Raw genomic sequence first — 15,265 nt, 5'->3', positions numbered from 1 at the left:
ACACTACCCCAATCTTGCCCGTGCTTTCGCCGTCCAGGCGTTGAACAGCCGGTCGGCGACGATGCCGATGAAGGCGATGGCGAGGCCGGCGACGATGCCACGGCCGGAATCGGCCTTGGAAAGCGCGATGAACACCTCCTGGCCGAGATCGCGCGTGCCGACCATGGCGCAGATGATGATCATCGCCAGCGCCATCAGGATCGTCTGGTTGACGCCCAGCATGATCTCCGGCAGCGCCAGCGGCAATTGCACACGGAAGAAGGTTTGACGCGGTGTGCAACCGGAAACCTTGGCCGCCTCGATCAGCGCCGGCGGCACCTGCCTGATGCCGTGATTGGTGTAGCGGATGGCCGGCACCACGGCGAAGGCGACGGTGGCGATCATCGCGGTGACGTCGCCGACGCGGAACAGCATCACCACCGGAATGATGAAGCAGAACGACGGCAGCACCTGCAGCGTGTCGATAACAGGGGTGACGATCTTCTCGAACCGGTCGCTGCGCGAGGCCATCAGCCCGATCGGAATGCCGATCAGGCACGCGATGAAGGCCGAGATGCCGCAGAGATAGACCGTCGCCATGGTCTTTTCCCACAGGCCGGTCACCGCGCAGAAGGCGGTCAGTACGGCGACCAGGGCGGCCAGGCGCAGGCCGCTGAGCTGATAGCCGGCAAAGCCGAGCAGGAACACCGCGCCCAGCCATGGGAACCCTTCGCAGAAGGCACGCACCGGATTGAGCACATTGAGGATCAGCGCCACGCGGAAGGCCTCGATCATGTCGAAGAAATTGATCGTCACCCAGTTCACCGCCGCTTTCCACAGCGGCGCGGTGGTGAAGGTGATCGCCTTCGGCACCGCCGCGAAGGCGGGTACGAACAGGCCGAGCAGCGTTGTCACGACAAGGATCGCGATGGCCAGGGTCAGATTGGGGTAGCGCCGCCAGAACACCGGGCTGGTTTCTTGATGGACATGGCCCTTCGCGTTGTTGTGCGCGATCGCCTGGCTCAGCCGGTCGAGCGCGATGGCCAGCGCCACAATGGCGAGCCCGGCCTCCATCGCCTCGCCGACCTTCAATGCCCGCAGCGCCAAAAGCACATCGTAGCCGAGGCCGCCGGCGCCGATCATCGAGGCGATGATCACCATGTTGAGCGCCAGCATGATCACCTGGTTGACGCCGACCATCAGCGTCGGGCGCGCCGAGGGCAGCAGCACCCGCCACAGTTTCTGCCGCGCCGTGCAGCCGGCCATCTCGCTGAAGTCGTCGATTTCCGAAGGGACGCGCGACAGCCCCAGCATCGTCGCCCGCACCATCGGCGGCGTGGCGAAGATCGCTGTCGCGATCATCGCCGACACCGGGCTGTTGCCGAACAGCAGCAGCGTCGGGATGAGGTATGCGAAGGTCGGGATCGTCTGCATCAGGTCAAGCGCTGGAGAGACGATGAGCCTTTCCGCCCATGGCTTGCGCCAGGCCCAGATACCGGCGAACAGCCCGGTGACGATGCAGAACGGCACGGCGATGGAAATCAGCGCCAGCGTCAGCATGGCGCTGGTCCATTGGCCGAACAGGGCGATGTAGAGGAAGCAGCCGCCGACCAGCATGCCGAGCTTCCGGCCGCCAACGGCATGCCCGGCGAGGAAGGCGGCAGCGCACACACCGACCCAGGACAGCCGAGGCAGGATGACGGTATCGGCGCCATGGCCGAACTTGAAATTCTTGGCCAACAGATTGAGCGCGAAGTCGAGTGGCACGCCGAGCACCGCGGTGATCGAGCGCGTCAGCCAGGACAGGTTCGACTTGATCCAGCGCATCAGTGCGCTGACCCAGTCGGCGACCGGCACGACGGCGCTGTCGGGATAGTTGACGGCCCAGGGCAGGCTGTCCTGCAGCAGGAACGTGACAAGCACGATGGCAAGCGCCAAGGCCCAGACCAGAAGCCAGACCTGAACCGGGCGCCCCCTTGCCTCGCTGGCGCTTGCCGTCACCGTCATGCGCCGGCTCCGGAACGGTCGATGCCGGCCAGCAGATCGATCACCGCTTGCGGCGTCACCTCGCCGATCGGCTTGCCGGTGCCGTTGACGACCGCGAACGGCTTGCCGGCGGCAACGATGCTGGCCGAGAAGCTGGCGATCTTTGCATCCGGCGCTACCGTGCCGCCATGTTCGCTTCCTTCACAGGCGCGCATCAGGCCGCGCGCCGAGATCACCTTGGCGCGGTCGACGTCGCGGGTGAATTCGGCGACATAGTCGGTCGCCGGATCGACCACCAGTTCCTCCGGCGTGCCAATCTGGATGACCTCGCCGTCCTTCATGATGGCGATGCGGTCGGCCAGCCGGATCGCCTCGTCGAAATCATGGGTGATGAAGACGATGGTCTTGTGCAGCATCGTTTGCAGTCGCATCAGTTCGTCCTGCATCTCGCGCCGGATCAGCGGATCGAGCGCCGAGAACGGCTCGTCGAGGAACCAGATCTCCGGCTTGGTGGCGAGGCTGCGGGCGATGCCGACACGCTGCTGCTGGCCGCCGGACAATTCGCGCGGATAGAACTGCTCGCGGCCGCGCAGGCCGACGAGATCGATGACCTCGCGCGCCCGCGCCTCGCGTGTCGGCCTGTCCTGCCCCTGGATGCTCAGCGGGAAGGCGATGTTCTCCAACACGTTGAGATGCGGCAGCAGGGCAAAGTTCTGGAACACCATGCCCATGCGATGCCGCCGCAGTTCGATGAGTGCTGCATCGGAAATCTTGAGCAGGTCCTTGCCTTCGAATTCGACCTTGCCATGCGTCGGCTCGACCAGCCGCGACATGCAACGCACCAGCGTCGATTTTCCGGACCCCGACAGGCCCATGATGATGAAGATCTCGCCTTGGCGGATCTCGAGATCGACGGCGCGCACGGCGCCGACCAGTCCAGCAGCAGCGACATCCGCCATGCTGGCCTTGCCGTCGCGCTCGCGGATGAAATTGGCCGCGTTCGATCCGAACAGCTTCCAGACATTGCGGCAGGCAAGTTTTATGGGACGGGCATCCTTTGGCGTGCCCGCTGCGTCCGCCCCCGGTTCAGTCCTATCCGTCATCCAATCGTCCTTCTGGAGCACCGGGAATTGAGACCCGGCTGGTCAACAGCCAGGTCTCATTTTTCCAGTCGGGTCGATTACTGCGCCCAGGCTTTCCAGTCGGCCTCGTGGGCGGCGATCCAGGCGGCGGCGACATCTTCCGGTGTCTTGCCGTCGAGATCGATCTCGCCGCTCATCTTGTTGAGCTCGTCGGTGTCGACCGTGAAGGCTTTTGCCACCTTGTAGGCGACCGGCCATTTGTCCTTCATGCCGGACCAGGAGTATTTCCAGATCTCGCCATGCGGCTTGCCACAGTCATACTTGGCATCAGGGTTCGTGCCCCATTTCGGGTCATTGTAGCACTCGGGCGTGTACTCCGGGAATTGCACCCATTCGCCCTTGTACTTTGCCGGCGCCCAGTGCGGCGAATAGATCCACAGCATGATAGGCGCCTTGCGCTGATAGGCGGAATCCAGTTCGGCGAACATCGCCGCGTCGGTGCCGGCATGGATGACGGTGAAGGGAAGTTTCAAGGCGGCAACACGCTCGTCGTCGAAACCTTCCCAGGTCACGGGGCCGCCGAGATAGCGCCCCTTCGGCGCGGTTTCCGCCGTCGAGAACGACGCCGCGCATGCTGGGTCGAGCAAGGCATGCCAGTCCGGCAAGGTCGGGCACTTTTCCTTCATGTATTCGGGAAACCACCACTCTTCCTTGGCCTTCGGGCCGAGCTTGCCGAGCCGTTCGGTCTGGCCGGTGGCGTCGGACGCCTTCATGGCTTCGCCGGCCGTCGTGTCCCAGAATTCCAGCCCGACATCGAGGTCGCCATTGGTGAGGCCGGTGGTCAGGCTGGAGAGGTAGTCGGCGGTCGGATATTCTACCGTGTAGCCGAGCTTTTCGAGGATGCCGCCGAGGATCTTGGCGTTCAGGTTGACGCTGGTCCAGTCGAACAGCGCGATCTTGATCGGGTCGTTGGATTCGGGCGCGGCGGCTTGGGCGGACGGTGTCAGCAGGCTGAGCGTCGCGAGCGCGACGGCGCCCATCGACAGTTTCGAGATATAGCTGCGAAATGACATGCTTGTTCTCCTTCAAGCTGTGAAATTATCGGTCGTTCCCTTCTTGCGGCTTTTCTTGATTGTGTTGGAAAGGCTGGTCGTTGCGCAAGGCCGTTGTCGCCATGGCGCGGCTAAAAGCCGGTGCAGGCGCGATGGTGCTCAATTCGAAGGTGGTGATGTCGTGCCGAAAGGGCCGCGTCATAGCTGCCGAAGGATTGCTGCCGAAGCAGTCATCCATGGATCGATCGCCGGCGCTGCGGCGCTCTGAAATTTGCGAGCCATGAAGGTCCCACCATTTCGGCTATCGGCCTCGGCAAGCCCCATCTTGCGAAAGCCGTTTCCTGGGATGAAATTATATATACCAAGGTTCATCGCACGCAACGACTAACGCCTCGCGAGATGAATAATTTCAGACTGCAGGCGAAGTCACGGTCTCACTCAGCCGCTCGATGTTTCGTCCTACCAGCAGACGTAGCCGCCATCGACGATCAGGTCGAGGCCGGTGACGAAACTCGATGCACGGCTGGCCAGGAACACCGTCGGCCCGACCATCTCCTCCGGCGCCGCCATGCGTCCCATTGGCGTGTCGCGTTTGAAGATCTTCACCTCTTCCGCCACCTCCGGCCGCTTGTTCATCGGCGTCAGCGTGTAGCCCGGGCTGACGACATTGACGCGCAGCCCGCGGTCCGCCCACTCCATGGCGAGGCTCTTCGACATATGGATGACGGCGGCTTTCGAGGAGTTGTAGTGCGCCTGCGTCAGCCCGCGATTGACGATGGTTCCCGACATCGAGGCGATGTTGATGATCGAGCCCTTGCGTCGCGCCAGCATCTTGCGGGCTTCGGCCCGGCAGGAAAGGAACACGCCGGCGACATTGACCTCGTGCACCTTCTGCCATTTCTCCAGCGACAGTGTCTCGGCGGGTTCCGAGCCGGCAATGCCGGCATTGTTGACGGCGACGGTCAGGGCGCCGAGTTCAGCCTCGACGCGCTCGATCGCCGCCGCGAGATCGCTCTGCGACGTCACCGTCCCGGTCAGCACCAGCGCCTTGCGGCCGAGTGCGGTGATCCGATGCGCGGTTTCGTCCAGCCCACCCTTCGATGCATGGCCGAAACAGGCGACGTCTGCGCCTGCCTCGGCCAGTCCGATCGCGATTGCCTGGCCGATGCCGCTGCCGGCGCCGGTGACCAGCGCGACATCGCCGTCCAGCTTGAAAAGATCCATCGATAGCCCTCCCTTGGCTCAGGGAGGGTATGCGCTGAACCGTGCCTGGATCAAGCGCACCGCGCGCAAGCGGACAGATAGTCCGTTGATGCTCGGAAATAGCCTTCGATGGCGATGCTCGCTATGCCGGTTCGGTCACGACCGCCTTCTGCAGCCTCGCCAACTCCGCATACGGGATGTGGCAGCGGATCGAATGGCCGGGCTGTGCCTCGCTGAGTGGCGGCTCCTGCTGCTCGCAGATCGCACCGATCTTTCGCGGGCAGCGTGTGTGGAACACGCAGCCAGACGGCGGGTGGGTGGCGCTCGGGATTTCACCGTCGAGACGAATGCGCGCCGTCTCGGTCTGGTCGAGCTTGGGCACGGCCGACAGCAGCGCTTCCGTATAGGGATGGTGCGGACCGGAAAAGACGTCTTCCGATGGCCCGAGTTCCATGATGCGGCCGAGATAGAGCACGGCGATCTTGTCCGAGAGGTAACGCACCACGGCAAGATCATGCGAGATGAAGATGTAGCTGACGTCTTCCTTCGATTGCAGGTCGGCGAGCAGGTTGAGGATCGCCGCCTGCACGGAGACGTCGAGCGCCGAGGTCGGCTCATCGCACACGACGATGCGCGGATCACCGGCAAAGGCGCGCGCGATGGCGACGCGCTGCTTCAGTCCGCCCGAAAGCTGGCGTGGCTTGACGGCGAGATGCCGGTCGGTCAGCCGCACAGAGCGGACGAGGTCGTTGAGGCGAGCCTCGAGCGCCTTGCCGCTCAAGCCGGCCAGCCGCTTCAGCGCGCGGCTGATCAGGTGCCGGATCGAATGCGAGCGGTTCAGCGCCGAGTCCGGATTCTGGAAGACGATCTGCATCGCCTTGATCTGGTCGTCGCTGCGGTTTGCCAGCCGCGGCGCCAGCGCCTTGCCCTCCAGTTCGATGGTGCCGCCTTCGTCCGGTGGCACCAGGCCGAGCAGAAGCCTGGCGAAAGTCGTCTTGCCGCTGCCGGATTCGCCGACCAGCCCGAGCGTTTCGCCGGGCCTCAGATCGAGCGACACGTCCTTGACGGCGCGCAGTGCGTGGCCATGGCTGGCATAGGTCTTGTTCAACCCCGCGACGCGCAGCACGGGAGCCGCTGCTGCCTTTGGTGCAGGCGCGACATTGCTCGGTGTTGCGCGCGGCAGCGCCTGCGCCTTCTCGTGGTAATGACAGCGCGACAGCCGGCCGCCGAGATCGTAGAGCGGCGGCAATTCGGTTCGGCAGCGGTCATCGGCGAGCGCGCAGCGGTCGGCGAAAGCGCAGCCCTTGATGGCGGCGCCGATGCCGGGCAGGAAGCCGGGGATGGTGTCGAGGCGACCCTGGTCCTTGCGCTGTCCGCCGCGCGGCAGGCAGCGCAGCAGCGCAACGGTATAGGGATGGCGCGGATCGTTGAACACGACCTCCGTCGGCCCTTCCTCCACCAGCATGCCGGCATAGAGAACGCCGACGCGGTCGCACATGTTGGAGACGACCGCGAGGTTGTGGCTGATGAACAGGATCGAGGCCGACAGTTCCTGCCGCAGCTGCGCGATCAGGTCGAGCACCTCGGCCTCCACCGTCGCGTCGAGGCCGGTGGTCGGCTCGTCGAGGATCAGCATCGACGGATCGTTGGCGAGCGCCATGGCAATCGCCACGCGCTGCTGCATGCCGCCGGAGAGCTGGTGCGGGTAGCGCTGCATGACGCTTGTCGGATCGGAGATGCGCACGCGGTTCAGCATGGCGATCGCGCGACCCTCGGCCGCCTTGCCCGTTATGCCGCCGAGTTCAAAAATCTCGGTCAGTTGCCGGCCGACGCGGATCGACGGGTTCAGCGCCTTGCCCGGATCCTGGTAGACCATGGAAACGCTTTCGGCCCTCGCCCGCCTGAGCGCCTCGGCATCCAGCCTCATGACGTCCTGGCCGTCGAGCGAGATCGCGCCGCCGGTGATCGAGCCGTTCCTCGGCAGATAGCGCACCACGGTGAGCGCCACGGTGGATTTGCCGCAGCCGGATTCGCCGACCAGCCCATAGGCCTCGCCCTGGCCGATGGTGAGGCTGAGGTTGCGCAGCACCGCGCGGTTGCGACCGGCGACACGGTAGGCGACCGACAGATCGGTGAGCTCGAGCGCGTTTTCGGCCTTGGCGGATCTAGTCATTGAGCGCTCCGTGAACGCCGTCGGCCACCAGATTGACTCCGATCACCAGCGAGGCGATGGCCAGCGCGTCGAACAGCACCGTCCACCAGAAGCCGCCGCCGATCATGCCGTAATTGCTGGAAATGCTCAGCCCCCAGTCAGGCGAGGGCGGTTGGATGCCGAAGCCCATGAAGGACAGCGTGGCGACCGCGAAAATGGCATAGCCGAGCCGCACGGTGGTTTCGACCAGGATCGGTGGGATGACATTGGGCAGGATCTCGACGAACATCGTATGCAGAGCGCTTTCATGCCTGAGCTGCGCGGCGGCGACATAGTCGAGTTCGCGCTCGGCAAGCACCGCCGAGCGCACGGTGCGCGCGATGATCGGCGCGAAGCTCAGGCCAATGACGACGATGACGGTTGTCTTGGAGGTGCCGAGCGCGACGATGGCCAGCAGCGCGACGATGACCACCGGAATCGCCATGAAGGCCTCGAGGATGCGGCTGATGACATCGTCGACGATGCCGCGAAAATAGCCGGTGACGAGGCCGAGCGCCGTGCCGGCCACCGTCGCCAACAAGGTCGCCAGCGGCGCGACGGTCAGGATATCGCGCGAGCCGACGATGACGCGCGAGAAGACGTCGCGGCCGATCTGGTCGGTGCCGAACCAATGCTCGGCCGAAGGCGGCGCCAGCGCGTTGATGATGTCGTCGGCAAGCGGATCATAGGGTGCGAAATGCTCGCCGAAAAGCGCGCAGCCCACCCAGAACAGCACGATGACAAGACCGGTAAGGAACGTGCCGGAGCGCAGCAACGAAAACAGCACCTCCGCCAGCGGGCCACGCTGGCGCGTATCGTCGGGTGTCGCGGAGCTGGTTGGGACGGCGCTCATTGATCTGACCCCAGCCGAATGCGCGGATTGAGCACGGAATAGAGAAAGTCGGCGGCAAGTGTCGCCACGGCATAGACGATGCCGATGGTGAGAATTCCCGATTCCAGCATCGGGAAATCCTTGCCGCGCGCCGCGGTGAAGATCAGCGAGCCGATGCCCTGGTAACGGAACAGCGTTTCGATGACGACGAGGCCACCAATGAGATAGCCGGTCTGCGTCGCGATGACGGTGATGGTCGGCAACAGCGCGTTGCGCAGCACATGCCGCCAGATCACCGTGCGCCATGGCAGGCCCTTGAGCACGGCTGTGCGCGTGTAGTCGGAATCGAGCGCCTCGATCATGCCGGAGCGTGCCATGCGGGCGATGTAGCCGAACAGCACCAGGAACAGCGGCAGCGAAGGCAGGATCAGGTAATAGAGCTGGGTGAAGAAGCCCGCATCACGCGGCCATGCGGCCGATATCGGCAGCCAGCGCAGCCAGACGCCGAAAATCAGGATCAGGATGATGCCGGTGACGAACTCCGGTAGCACCGTTACCGACAAGCCGCCGAGGCTGATGATGCGGTCGAGCGGCCGGTTGAGATTGAGCGCGGCAACGACGCCACCGAGGATGCCGATCGGCACCACCAGCACGAAGGCGACCGCCGCCAGCTTCATCGAATTGCCCAGCGCATCGATGACGAAGGGCGCCACCGGCGAGCGGAAGATATAGGACGTGCCCATGTCGCCCCGGACGAAGTTCCAGATCCAGGTCGCATATTGGGTAAGCAGCGGACGATCGACACCGAGCGTGTGATTGAGCGCGTCGACCGCGCGCTGGTCGGCGAACGGGCCCAGTATGGCGCGCCCGACATTGCCGGGCAGCACCTGGCCGCCCAGGAACACCATGATGCTGAGCAGGAACAGCGTGACGAGCGATAGAGAGACACGCCGGACAAAGAAGGAGAGAATGGCTAATACTCCTTGTGAAGCCAGCCCCCAATGAGGGAGCTGGCTGTTAGAGGATTGGCTTTCCCTTCTGGCTCAGGCCTTCGATGCCTTGTCGAGGAACAGCTGCGACATCGCGGTCGGCTGCACGCCGGTGACACCTTTCGCCGTCGCCGTCAGATAGTCGTAGAAGTAGCCGAAGATGACGGGCGTTTCCTCGAGCAGCAGCTTCTGGATCTTGCCTGCCGTCGCCTTCTGCGCCTCGAGGTCGAGCGCGGCGATGTAGCTGGTCGCGAGTGTGTCATAGTCCTTGTTCTTGAAGTGCGCCGCGTTCCATGTGCCATCGCTTTTCAGCGGCGCGGCAAGGAACACGTTCGGCACGCCGCGGTGACCATAGTCGGTGATGCCCATCACCGAATCCAGCCAGTTCGATTTGCCGAACACCGCGTCTCCGTAATAGGCGCCCTGGTCGAGGATGTTGAGCTCGAGCTCGATGCCGATCTCCTTGACCCAGTTCTGGATGAGCTGGGCGTATTCGGGGATTTCGAGGTAGCGCTCGGTGGTCAGCGTCACCTTGAAGCCCTTGCCGGCGCCGGCCGCCTCCATCAGCTGCTTGGCCTGCGCGATATCCTGCTTGCGCTGCGGCACGCTCGTATCGGTCGAGGGATAGGCAGGTGCGAACGGGCTGTCGTTGCCCGGTGAAGCCCGGCCTTTCATCAGGCCGGCAACCAGCTTGTCGCGGTCGAGGCTGAGCGCGATGGCGCGGCGCACGCGCGGGTCCTTGAAGGGATCGGAATCGCAGCGCAAATGCAGTTGCTGGTGTGCGACCGACTTCAGGCTGATGATGTCGACATTCGGATCGTTGAGCAGCGCGACGCCGGCCAGCACCGGCATCTGGTTGATGATGTCGACCTGCCCGCCCTGCAGTGCCAGGATCTGTGGCTGCGTGTCGGCGAAGAAGGTGAACTCGGTGCGCTCGGGCAGTGCCTTCGGCCCCCAGTAGTCTTCGTTGCGGACGAAGGATGCGCCGACCTTTGCCGTGTACTTCTCGATCTTGAACGGCCCGGTGCCGTCGAAGCTCTTTTCGTAGTCGCCCTTGTAGCTCGCCGGGATGATGACGGCGTTGTAGTTGTCGGACGACACCATGTAGGGGAAGTTGCCGTTCGGGGCGTCGAGATGGAACTCCACCGTGTAGTCGTCGACCTTCTTGGTGGCGCCCTTCTGCAGGATGCCGGTGAACACCGACAGCGCGTTGGACGAATTGGCGGGGTCGGCGAGGCGGTCGATGCTGGCCACGACATCGTCGGCCTTCATCTCGCCGCCGCTGTGGAATTTCACGCCCTTGCGCAGCTTGAAGGTCCACACCGTGCCGTTGTCGTTTGGCTTCCAGCTCTCGGCCAGCGCCGGCTGCAGCACGAGGTCGGGTCCATCGACGCAGAGGAATTCGGCAACCTGTTGCATGACCAGCAGGCCGCCGGCATCGGCTATGGTGACCGGGTCGATCGTTGCCGCCGGCACGCTGCTGGCGATACGGATCGTGGCGCCGGGTGCGCCCGCGGCGCGCGCCAGCGACGGCATGCCGCCGAGGCCGGCAGCCATGCCGATACGGCCCAGCAGCGGCAGCGACAGGCCGAGCAGGCTGCCGTGACGGACGAAATCGCGGCGGCTGAGCCTGCCGTCGACGAGGCCGTCGATGAGGTGATTTTCAAGCGGCGAACGGTTGTGCCGGATGAGATCGAGAATGCGATAGTTCTTGCTCATGGGTTTTACCCTTTCCCCTATTTCTTATGGTTGACGAATTTCGTGGATTGCTCCGTTTCCCGCCGCCAGAGGCCTGTTGACCGGGACTGTAGCATGCGGTTTTGTCCGTTCCATCCAGTCCTTGGCGTGGATGCGCTGGATTCTTGTCTGCACTGCTCCACCTGTACTTGGCCGACCTTCCCGACCGAAGTCGCGGTGGTTGGCTTCTTGTTGTCTTGGCCGCCGGTCGTCATCTAGTTCAGCGGCAAGCGGCGATAGGTTCCGGGCTTTGCCGGGTCATGATACTTGTTGCACGGTCCTTTCTCGGTAAAGTCTCTGTGACAGGCGGCGAGGTTTTCCCGCGACAAGCTGATGCCGAGACCGGGACCCTCCGGCACGCGCACGATGTTGTTCTTCGGCGAAAACGGCCCTTGCTCCGTGATATCCATCGGCAGCATGCGAAACAGCGACTGGTTCGGCTCCCTGATCCAGCCGAGCGCCGCGCACAGATGCAGGTAGGCCGCGCTGCCGATGCCGCTGTCGCCGCTGTAGCACCAGAAATCGATGCCTGCGTGTTCGCAGGCGCCGACGAAACGCAGCAGGCGGCCGATGCCGCCATGCGCCGTCGGGTTGCCGACGAAGGCATCCGGCACTTTCATCTCCATGGCGCGCGCGATGTCGATGTTGTGGGTCGAGAACGGGATCGAGCAATGGCGCCGCAACTCGCGCATCTCCTCGATCGTCGCCACCGGGTCCTCCCAGTTGCGCACGCCGAGGTCTTCCAGCGGCCGCGCCAGTCGCCGCGCCGTCGCCAGCGAATAGGCCTGGTTGGAATCGATGCGGATCATCGCATCGTCGCCGAGCTTCTTGCGGATCAGCTCGACCATCCTGAGCGAAATCTTCGGATCCTGGGTCGAGAACTTGCCTTCGAAGAAGGTCGTTCCGTGCGTCTCGTGCAATTCGACGCAATAGTCGGCGACTTCTTCCGGGGTCGTCTCGCCCCTCACATTTGGCCCGTCGCCGCGCAGCGAAAAATAGTCGGTGAACGGGATGTCCTTGCGCACGGCGCCGCCAAGCAATTGGTAGAGTGGCTGGTTCCATGCCTTGCCGCGCAGATCCCACAACGCCATCTCGATGGCGCCGAAGGCCATGATGCGGCTGCGGTCGTTGATCGATTGCACACCGGTCCAGTAGGGCAGGCAGACATGCTCGGCGCCGGCGATGTCGAAGGCGTCACGACCGGTCAGCCGTTGGGCAAGCACATCATTGATGATCGCGGCCGCCGCCGGCGTCGGCGCCTCGCCGAGGCCGATCAGTCCATCCTCGGTCTCGACCTCGACGATGGTCGGCGAAAACCCGTCGAGCTCGCCGAACACCCAGGCGTAAGGCGCCTCGAGGCGCAGGTTGATCGGCGTTGCCGTGATGCGACGGATCTTCATGTCAGCGGCCGACCTCGAAGAACGGCGCGCCGAGCAGGCCGGGAACGACGTCGATGCCTAGGCCCGGCCCGTCTGGAATGCCCATGCGGCTGCCGGTGACCGGCGGCTTGTTGGAGGCTGTGCGCACCGTCACCCATTCGTGGAAGGCGATGGCGTGCAGCCGGCGCTCTTCCGGCGTCGACAGCGACAGATGCGCCATGGCAGCGGTGTCGATCTCGGCGCCGCCGGTGTCCTCGACCGTGATCATGAAGCCGAGGTCGACGGCGAGGTCGCGAATTTGGCGGGTCTTGCTGACACCGCCCAGCCGCGAGATCTTCAGCGTCAGCCCGTCTGCCGCGCCCTTGCGGTGGATGTCGAGCATGTCGTCGAGCGAGGCGACGGACTCGTCGAGCACCATCGGCTTGTCGAGCGAGCGGCGCACCGACATGCATTCGTCGATGGTGGTGCAGGGCTGCTCGAACGTATAGTCGATGGCGCGCGTTGCGTCGGCGAACTGGCGTGCCTGATAGGGTGTCCAGCCGGCATTGGCGTCGCAGAAGATGACGGTGCCTTTCGGCACCGAAGCGGCGACCGCAGTGACGCGCTCGATGTCGTCATGGACGTTGCCGCCAACCTTGACCTGCAGCCGGTGGAAGCCGTCCATGACGATCCGCTTGGCCAGCGCCGCCATGGCGTCGACGCTGCCGTGGGTGACGACCTTGTAGAGCTCCGCGGTCTCGCTCTCCTGGCCGCCAAGCAGCGTGACCAGCGGTACGTCGGCGGCGCGCGCCGCGAGATCCCAGCACGCCATGTCGAGCGCCGACTTGATGTAGGGATGCCCCTTGAACACCGTGTCCATCAACCGGCCGATGCTGGCCAGCCCGCGCGGGTCGTGGCCGATGAGATGCGGCGCGATCTCCACCACGCCTGCGCGGACGCCAGCGGCGAAGGCGGGCGAGTAGAAATTGCCGAGCGGCGCCATCTCGCCCCAGCCGGTCAAACCGCTATCAGAAGTAATGGACACGATCACCGCGTCGAAGGCGTCGGCAACGCGCCCCTTCGACATGCGATAAGGCCCGTCCACGAAGGGCTGCACGACATGGTAGGCTTTTATGGTTTCGATCTGCACGTGTCTGTCCGTTGGCTGCGATGTTTGGGGAACTGGTCAGGCGCCTTTCGACGGGCGCTGTTCGAGGCCGCGCGCGTAAGAGAGGAGCTCTTCGAAATCGAGGTCGATGTGTTCGCGGGCATGGCGCTGGGCGGCGCGCATGTCGGTGCCCTTGAGCAGCGACACATAGGTCTCGTGAACGTCTTCGGCCGGCACCGCTTCCTTGCGTGCCTGCTGGTGCAGCGCGAAATACATCTGCAACCGGCTGGTCAATCGCTGCCAGGTTTCCAGCAGCACCGAATTGTCGGCCCATTCGTAGATCAGCCCATGCAGCTGCAGCGCCGTCTCGATCTGGCGGGTGGTATCGCGGTTGCGGGTTGCCTGCTTCACCGTCTCGTGGCGCCGGTCGAGCTCATCGAAAAATCGCTGGTCGCGCAGTGGCCATGTCCGCTCGATGGCGAACTCGTCCAGCACCTTGTTGAGCGAATAGGCATCATCGATGTCCTTGGCGGTGACATCGATGACGAAGGTGCCGGCATAGGGAATGCTGGTCAGGATGCCTTCCTGGACCAGCTCGCGCATCGCCTCGCGCAGCGGCGCGCGGCTGACCCGCATCTGTTCGGAGATCCGGAGTTCGTTGAGCTTCTGGCCTGGTTCCAACTGGCCAGTCAGGATCGCGCGCCGCAGCAGCGCGACGATTTCGGCGCGGCGCGTGGTGTCCGCGATCGGACTGAAATCCGCTTTCCCCATTCGGCACTCCCAAGGAAACCGAGAGCAAGACAAGCAGATTGTCGACAATCTAACAAGAGACTATTTTGGGATTTTGATAGCCTCGAAGCATGATGCGTCCTCGACAGTCGGTCCTCAGGCCGCGCGGCCGTAGAAGCCGATACGCTCCTCGTTGCTGAACATGACGCCGGGCTTCTCGTAGTAGGAGAAAACCGCGATCATGCGCTCGCGATCGCCTTCGACGGTGGTGACGCGATGCGCTGTGTTCTTGCCGCGAAAGACGTTCAGCGTGCCCGGCTTCATGCGCAGGATCTTGGCCTCGGGGTCACGCCCTTCGAGCAGTCTGGCGACGCCGTCATAGTTGGGATTGTCGTCCGAACGGAGGTCGGTTCGGTATTCGAGATCGCCGCCGCGTTCCGACGCCTGCAGCAGGAGCGTGGTGGTGAATTCCGAACGGTCGAAATGCCAGTTGAGCGCCTCGCCGGCCCGATAGGCCATGACATTGGTACGCGCCAGCGGATCTTGCATGACATGCAGCCGGCTCTTGCCCATTGTCGCCGCCAGGAAGCGCTGCAACGGTTCGTATTCGTAGATGGCGAGCACGACACTGCCGGGGATCTGGTCGGCACAGACGGTGTGGCTGATGGTCTCGACCTTGCGCAAGGCCGGGTGATCGGGAGCAAGCTCGGGGATATCAGGCTTGAAGTAGATGTTGTGCGTCCGCTTGTGCACATGCGAGCGCGCGTCCATCACAGGCTTGATTTCCCGCACCGCCTTTTCAGCCGCGCCGGGGCGCAGAAACCCTTCGAGGTTGAACATGCCGCCGGCTTCGAGCGCCGCGACGGATTGTTCGACGAGGCGCTGCCATTCGCCGCTGCCTTCGCGGTCGAGCGGATAGCGGTCGAGATCGAGAATGTCTTTCATGATTACAGGCTCCGAGGTTCCGAGCACATGAGATGGCAAAAAAATCTTTCTCTCAACGCGGAAAATTATTAGGA

Annotated in this window: 13 protein-coding genes; all 13 read right to left on the bottom strand. The window is 63.9% G+C overall.

Annotated features, from left to right (window positions below; genetic code table 11):
- Positions 1 to 3 precede the first annotated feature (3 nt).
- The 13 genes from AC56QQ_RS25020 to AC56QQ_RS24960 all read right to left on the bottom strand — a co-directional run bounded on the left by AC56QQ_RS25020 (position 4) and on the right by AC56QQ_RS24960 (position 15,191).
- Positions 4 to 1,986 (bottom strand): ABC transporter permease, encoded by a 1,983-nt coding sequence (locus tag AC56QQ_RS25020; RefSeq protein WP_497123760.1) that lies wholly within the window; start codon positions 1,984 to 1,986, stop codon positions 4 to 6.
- Positions 1,983 to 3,068: a quaternary amine ABC transporter ATP-binding protein gene (locus AC56QQ_RS25015; RefSeq protein ID WP_497123759.1), complete on the bottom strand. Its 1,086-nt coding sequence runs from the start codon at positions 3,066 to 3,068 to the stop codon at positions 1,983 to 1,985. Before AC56QQ_RS25015 ends, AC56QQ_RS25020 begins: the two co-directional genes overlap by 4 nt.
- A gap of 77 nt (positions 3,069 to 3,145) precedes the next feature.
- Entirely contained in the window at positions 3,146 to 4,120 is a 975-nt protein-coding gene (locus AC56QQ_RS25010; protein WP_489860323.1) for an ABC transporter substrate-binding protein, read from the bottom strand.
- A 25-nt stretch (positions 4,121 to 4,145) separates the two neighbouring features.
- Positions 4,146 to 4,337 carry a hypothetical protein gene (locus AC56QQ_RS25005; RefSeq protein WP_489860324.1) on the bottom strand — a complete coding sequence of 64 codons (192 nt, stop codon included), beginning with the start codon at positions 4,335 to 4,337 and terminating at the stop codon, positions 4,146 to 4,148.
- A 221-nt stretch (positions 4,338 to 4,558) separates the two neighbouring features.
- Positions 4,559 to 5,323: an SDR family oxidoreductase gene (locus tag AC56QQ_RS25000; RefSeq protein WP_497123758.1), complete on the bottom strand. Its 765-nt coding sequence runs from the start codon at positions 5,321 to 5,323 to the stop codon at positions 4,559 to 4,561.
- 121 nt (positions 5,324 to 5,444) lie between these two features.
- The gene (locus AC56QQ_RS24995; protein ID WP_497123757.1) at positions 5,445 to 7,475 is read right to left on the bottom strand and encodes a dipeptide ABC transporter ATP-binding protein; all 2,031 of its coding nucleotides are present in this window, start codon (positions 7,473 to 7,475) and stop codon (positions 5,445 to 5,447) included.
- On the bottom strand, positions 7,468 to 8,346 hold the full coding sequence (locus AC56QQ_RS24990) for an ABC transporter permease (protein WP_497123756.1): 879 nt from the start codon (positions 8,344 to 8,346) through the stop codon (positions 7,468 to 7,470). Before AC56QQ_RS24990 ends, AC56QQ_RS24995 begins: the two co-directional genes overlap by 8 nt.
- Positions 8,343 to 9,233, bottom strand: a complete 891-nt coding sequence (locus AC56QQ_RS24985; protein WP_167365002.1) for an ABC transporter permease — start codon at positions 9,231 to 9,233, stop codon at positions 8,343 to 8,345. The genes AC56QQ_RS24990 and AC56QQ_RS24985 overlap by 4 nt, the downstream gene beginning before the upstream one ends.
- Positions 9,234 to 9,368: 135 nt before the next feature.
- Positions 9,369 to 11,033, bottom strand: a complete 1,665-nt coding sequence (locus AC56QQ_RS24980; protein WP_497123755.1) for an ABC transporter substrate-binding protein — start codon at positions 11,031 to 11,033, stop codon at positions 9,369 to 9,371.
- 233 nt (positions 11,034 to 11,266) lie between these two features.
- A complete protein-coding gene (locus AC56QQ_RS24975; RefSeq protein WP_497123754.1) occupies positions 11,267 to 12,451 on the bottom strand; it encodes a mandelate racemase/muconate lactonizing enzyme family protein in 1,185 nt (394 codons plus the stop codon).
- 1 nt (position 12,452) lies between these two features.
- Positions 12,453 to 13,559, bottom strand: a complete 1,107-nt coding sequence (locus tag AC56QQ_RS24970) for a mandelate racemase/muconate lactonizing enzyme family protein (RefSeq protein ID WP_497123753.1) — start codon at positions 13,557 to 13,559, stop codon at positions 12,453 to 12,455.
- Between the two features lie 36 nt (positions 13,560 to 13,595).
- Positions 13,596 to 14,288, bottom strand: a complete 693-nt coding sequence (locus AC56QQ_RS24965; protein WP_497123751.1) for a GntR family transcriptional regulator — start codon at positions 14,286 to 14,288, stop codon at positions 13,596 to 13,598.
- A 114-nt stretch (positions 14,289 to 14,402) separates the two neighbouring features.
- A complete protein-coding gene (locus AC56QQ_RS24960; RefSeq protein ID WP_497123750.1) occupies positions 14,403 to 15,191 on the bottom strand; it encodes a HalD/BesD family halogenase in 789 nt (262 codons plus the stop codon).
- Between the last annotated feature and the right edge of the window lie 74 nt (positions 15,192 to 15,265).

It is taken from the genome of Mesorhizobium sp. RCAM 05099, from assembly GCF_059683685.1.
Note: the sequence above shows the minus strand (reverse complement) of the source record. Positions and strands in the feature narration are given on the sequence as shown.

Coding starts and splice junctions, on each gene's coding strand:
- AC56QQ_RS25020 (WP_497123760.1), bottom strand. CDS start 1,986: ATGACGGTGACGGCAAGCGCCAGCGAGGCAAGGGGGCGCCCGGTTCAG.
- AC56QQ_RS25015 (WP_497123759.1), bottom strand. CDS start 3,068: ATGACGGATAGGACTGAACCGGGGGCGGACGCAGCGGGCACGCCAAAG.
- AC56QQ_RS25010 (WP_489860323.1), bottom strand. CDS start 4,120: ATGTCATTTCGCAGCTATATCTCGAAACTGTCGATGGGCGCCGTCGCG.
- AC56QQ_RS25005 (WP_489860324.1), bottom strand. CDS start 4,337: ATGGATGACTGCTTCGGCAGCAATCCTTCGGCAGCTATGACGCGGCCC.
- AC56QQ_RS25000 (WP_497123758.1), bottom strand. CDS start 5,323: ATGGATCTTTTCAAGCTGGACGGCGATGTCGCGCTGGTCACCGGCGCC.
- AC56QQ_RS24995 (WP_497123757.1), bottom strand. CDS start 7,475: ATGACTAGATCCGCCAAGGCCGAAAACGCGCTCGAGCTCACCGATCTG.
- AC56QQ_RS24990 (WP_497123756.1), bottom strand. CDS start 8,346: ATGAGCGCCGTCCCAACCAGCTCCGCGACACCCGACGATACGCGCCAG.
- AC56QQ_RS24985 (WP_167365002.1), bottom strand. CDS start 9,233: ATGGTGTTCCTGGGCGGCCAGGTGCTGCCCGGCAATGTCGGGCGCGCC.
- AC56QQ_RS24980 (WP_497123755.1), bottom strand. CDS start 11,033: ATGAGCAAGAACTATCGCATTCTCGATCTCATCCGGCACAACCGTTCG.
- AC56QQ_RS24975 (WP_497123754.1), bottom strand. CDS start 12,451: ATGAAGATCCGTCGCATCACGGCAACGCCGATCAACCTGCGCCTCGAG.
- AC56QQ_RS24965 (WP_497123751.1), bottom strand. CDS start 14,288: ATGGGGAAAGCGGATTTCAGTCCGATCGCGGACACCACGCGCCGCGCC.
- AC56QQ_RS24960 (WP_497123750.1), bottom strand. CDS start 15,191: ATGAAAGACATTCTCGATCTCGACCGCTATCCGCTCGACCGCGAAGGC.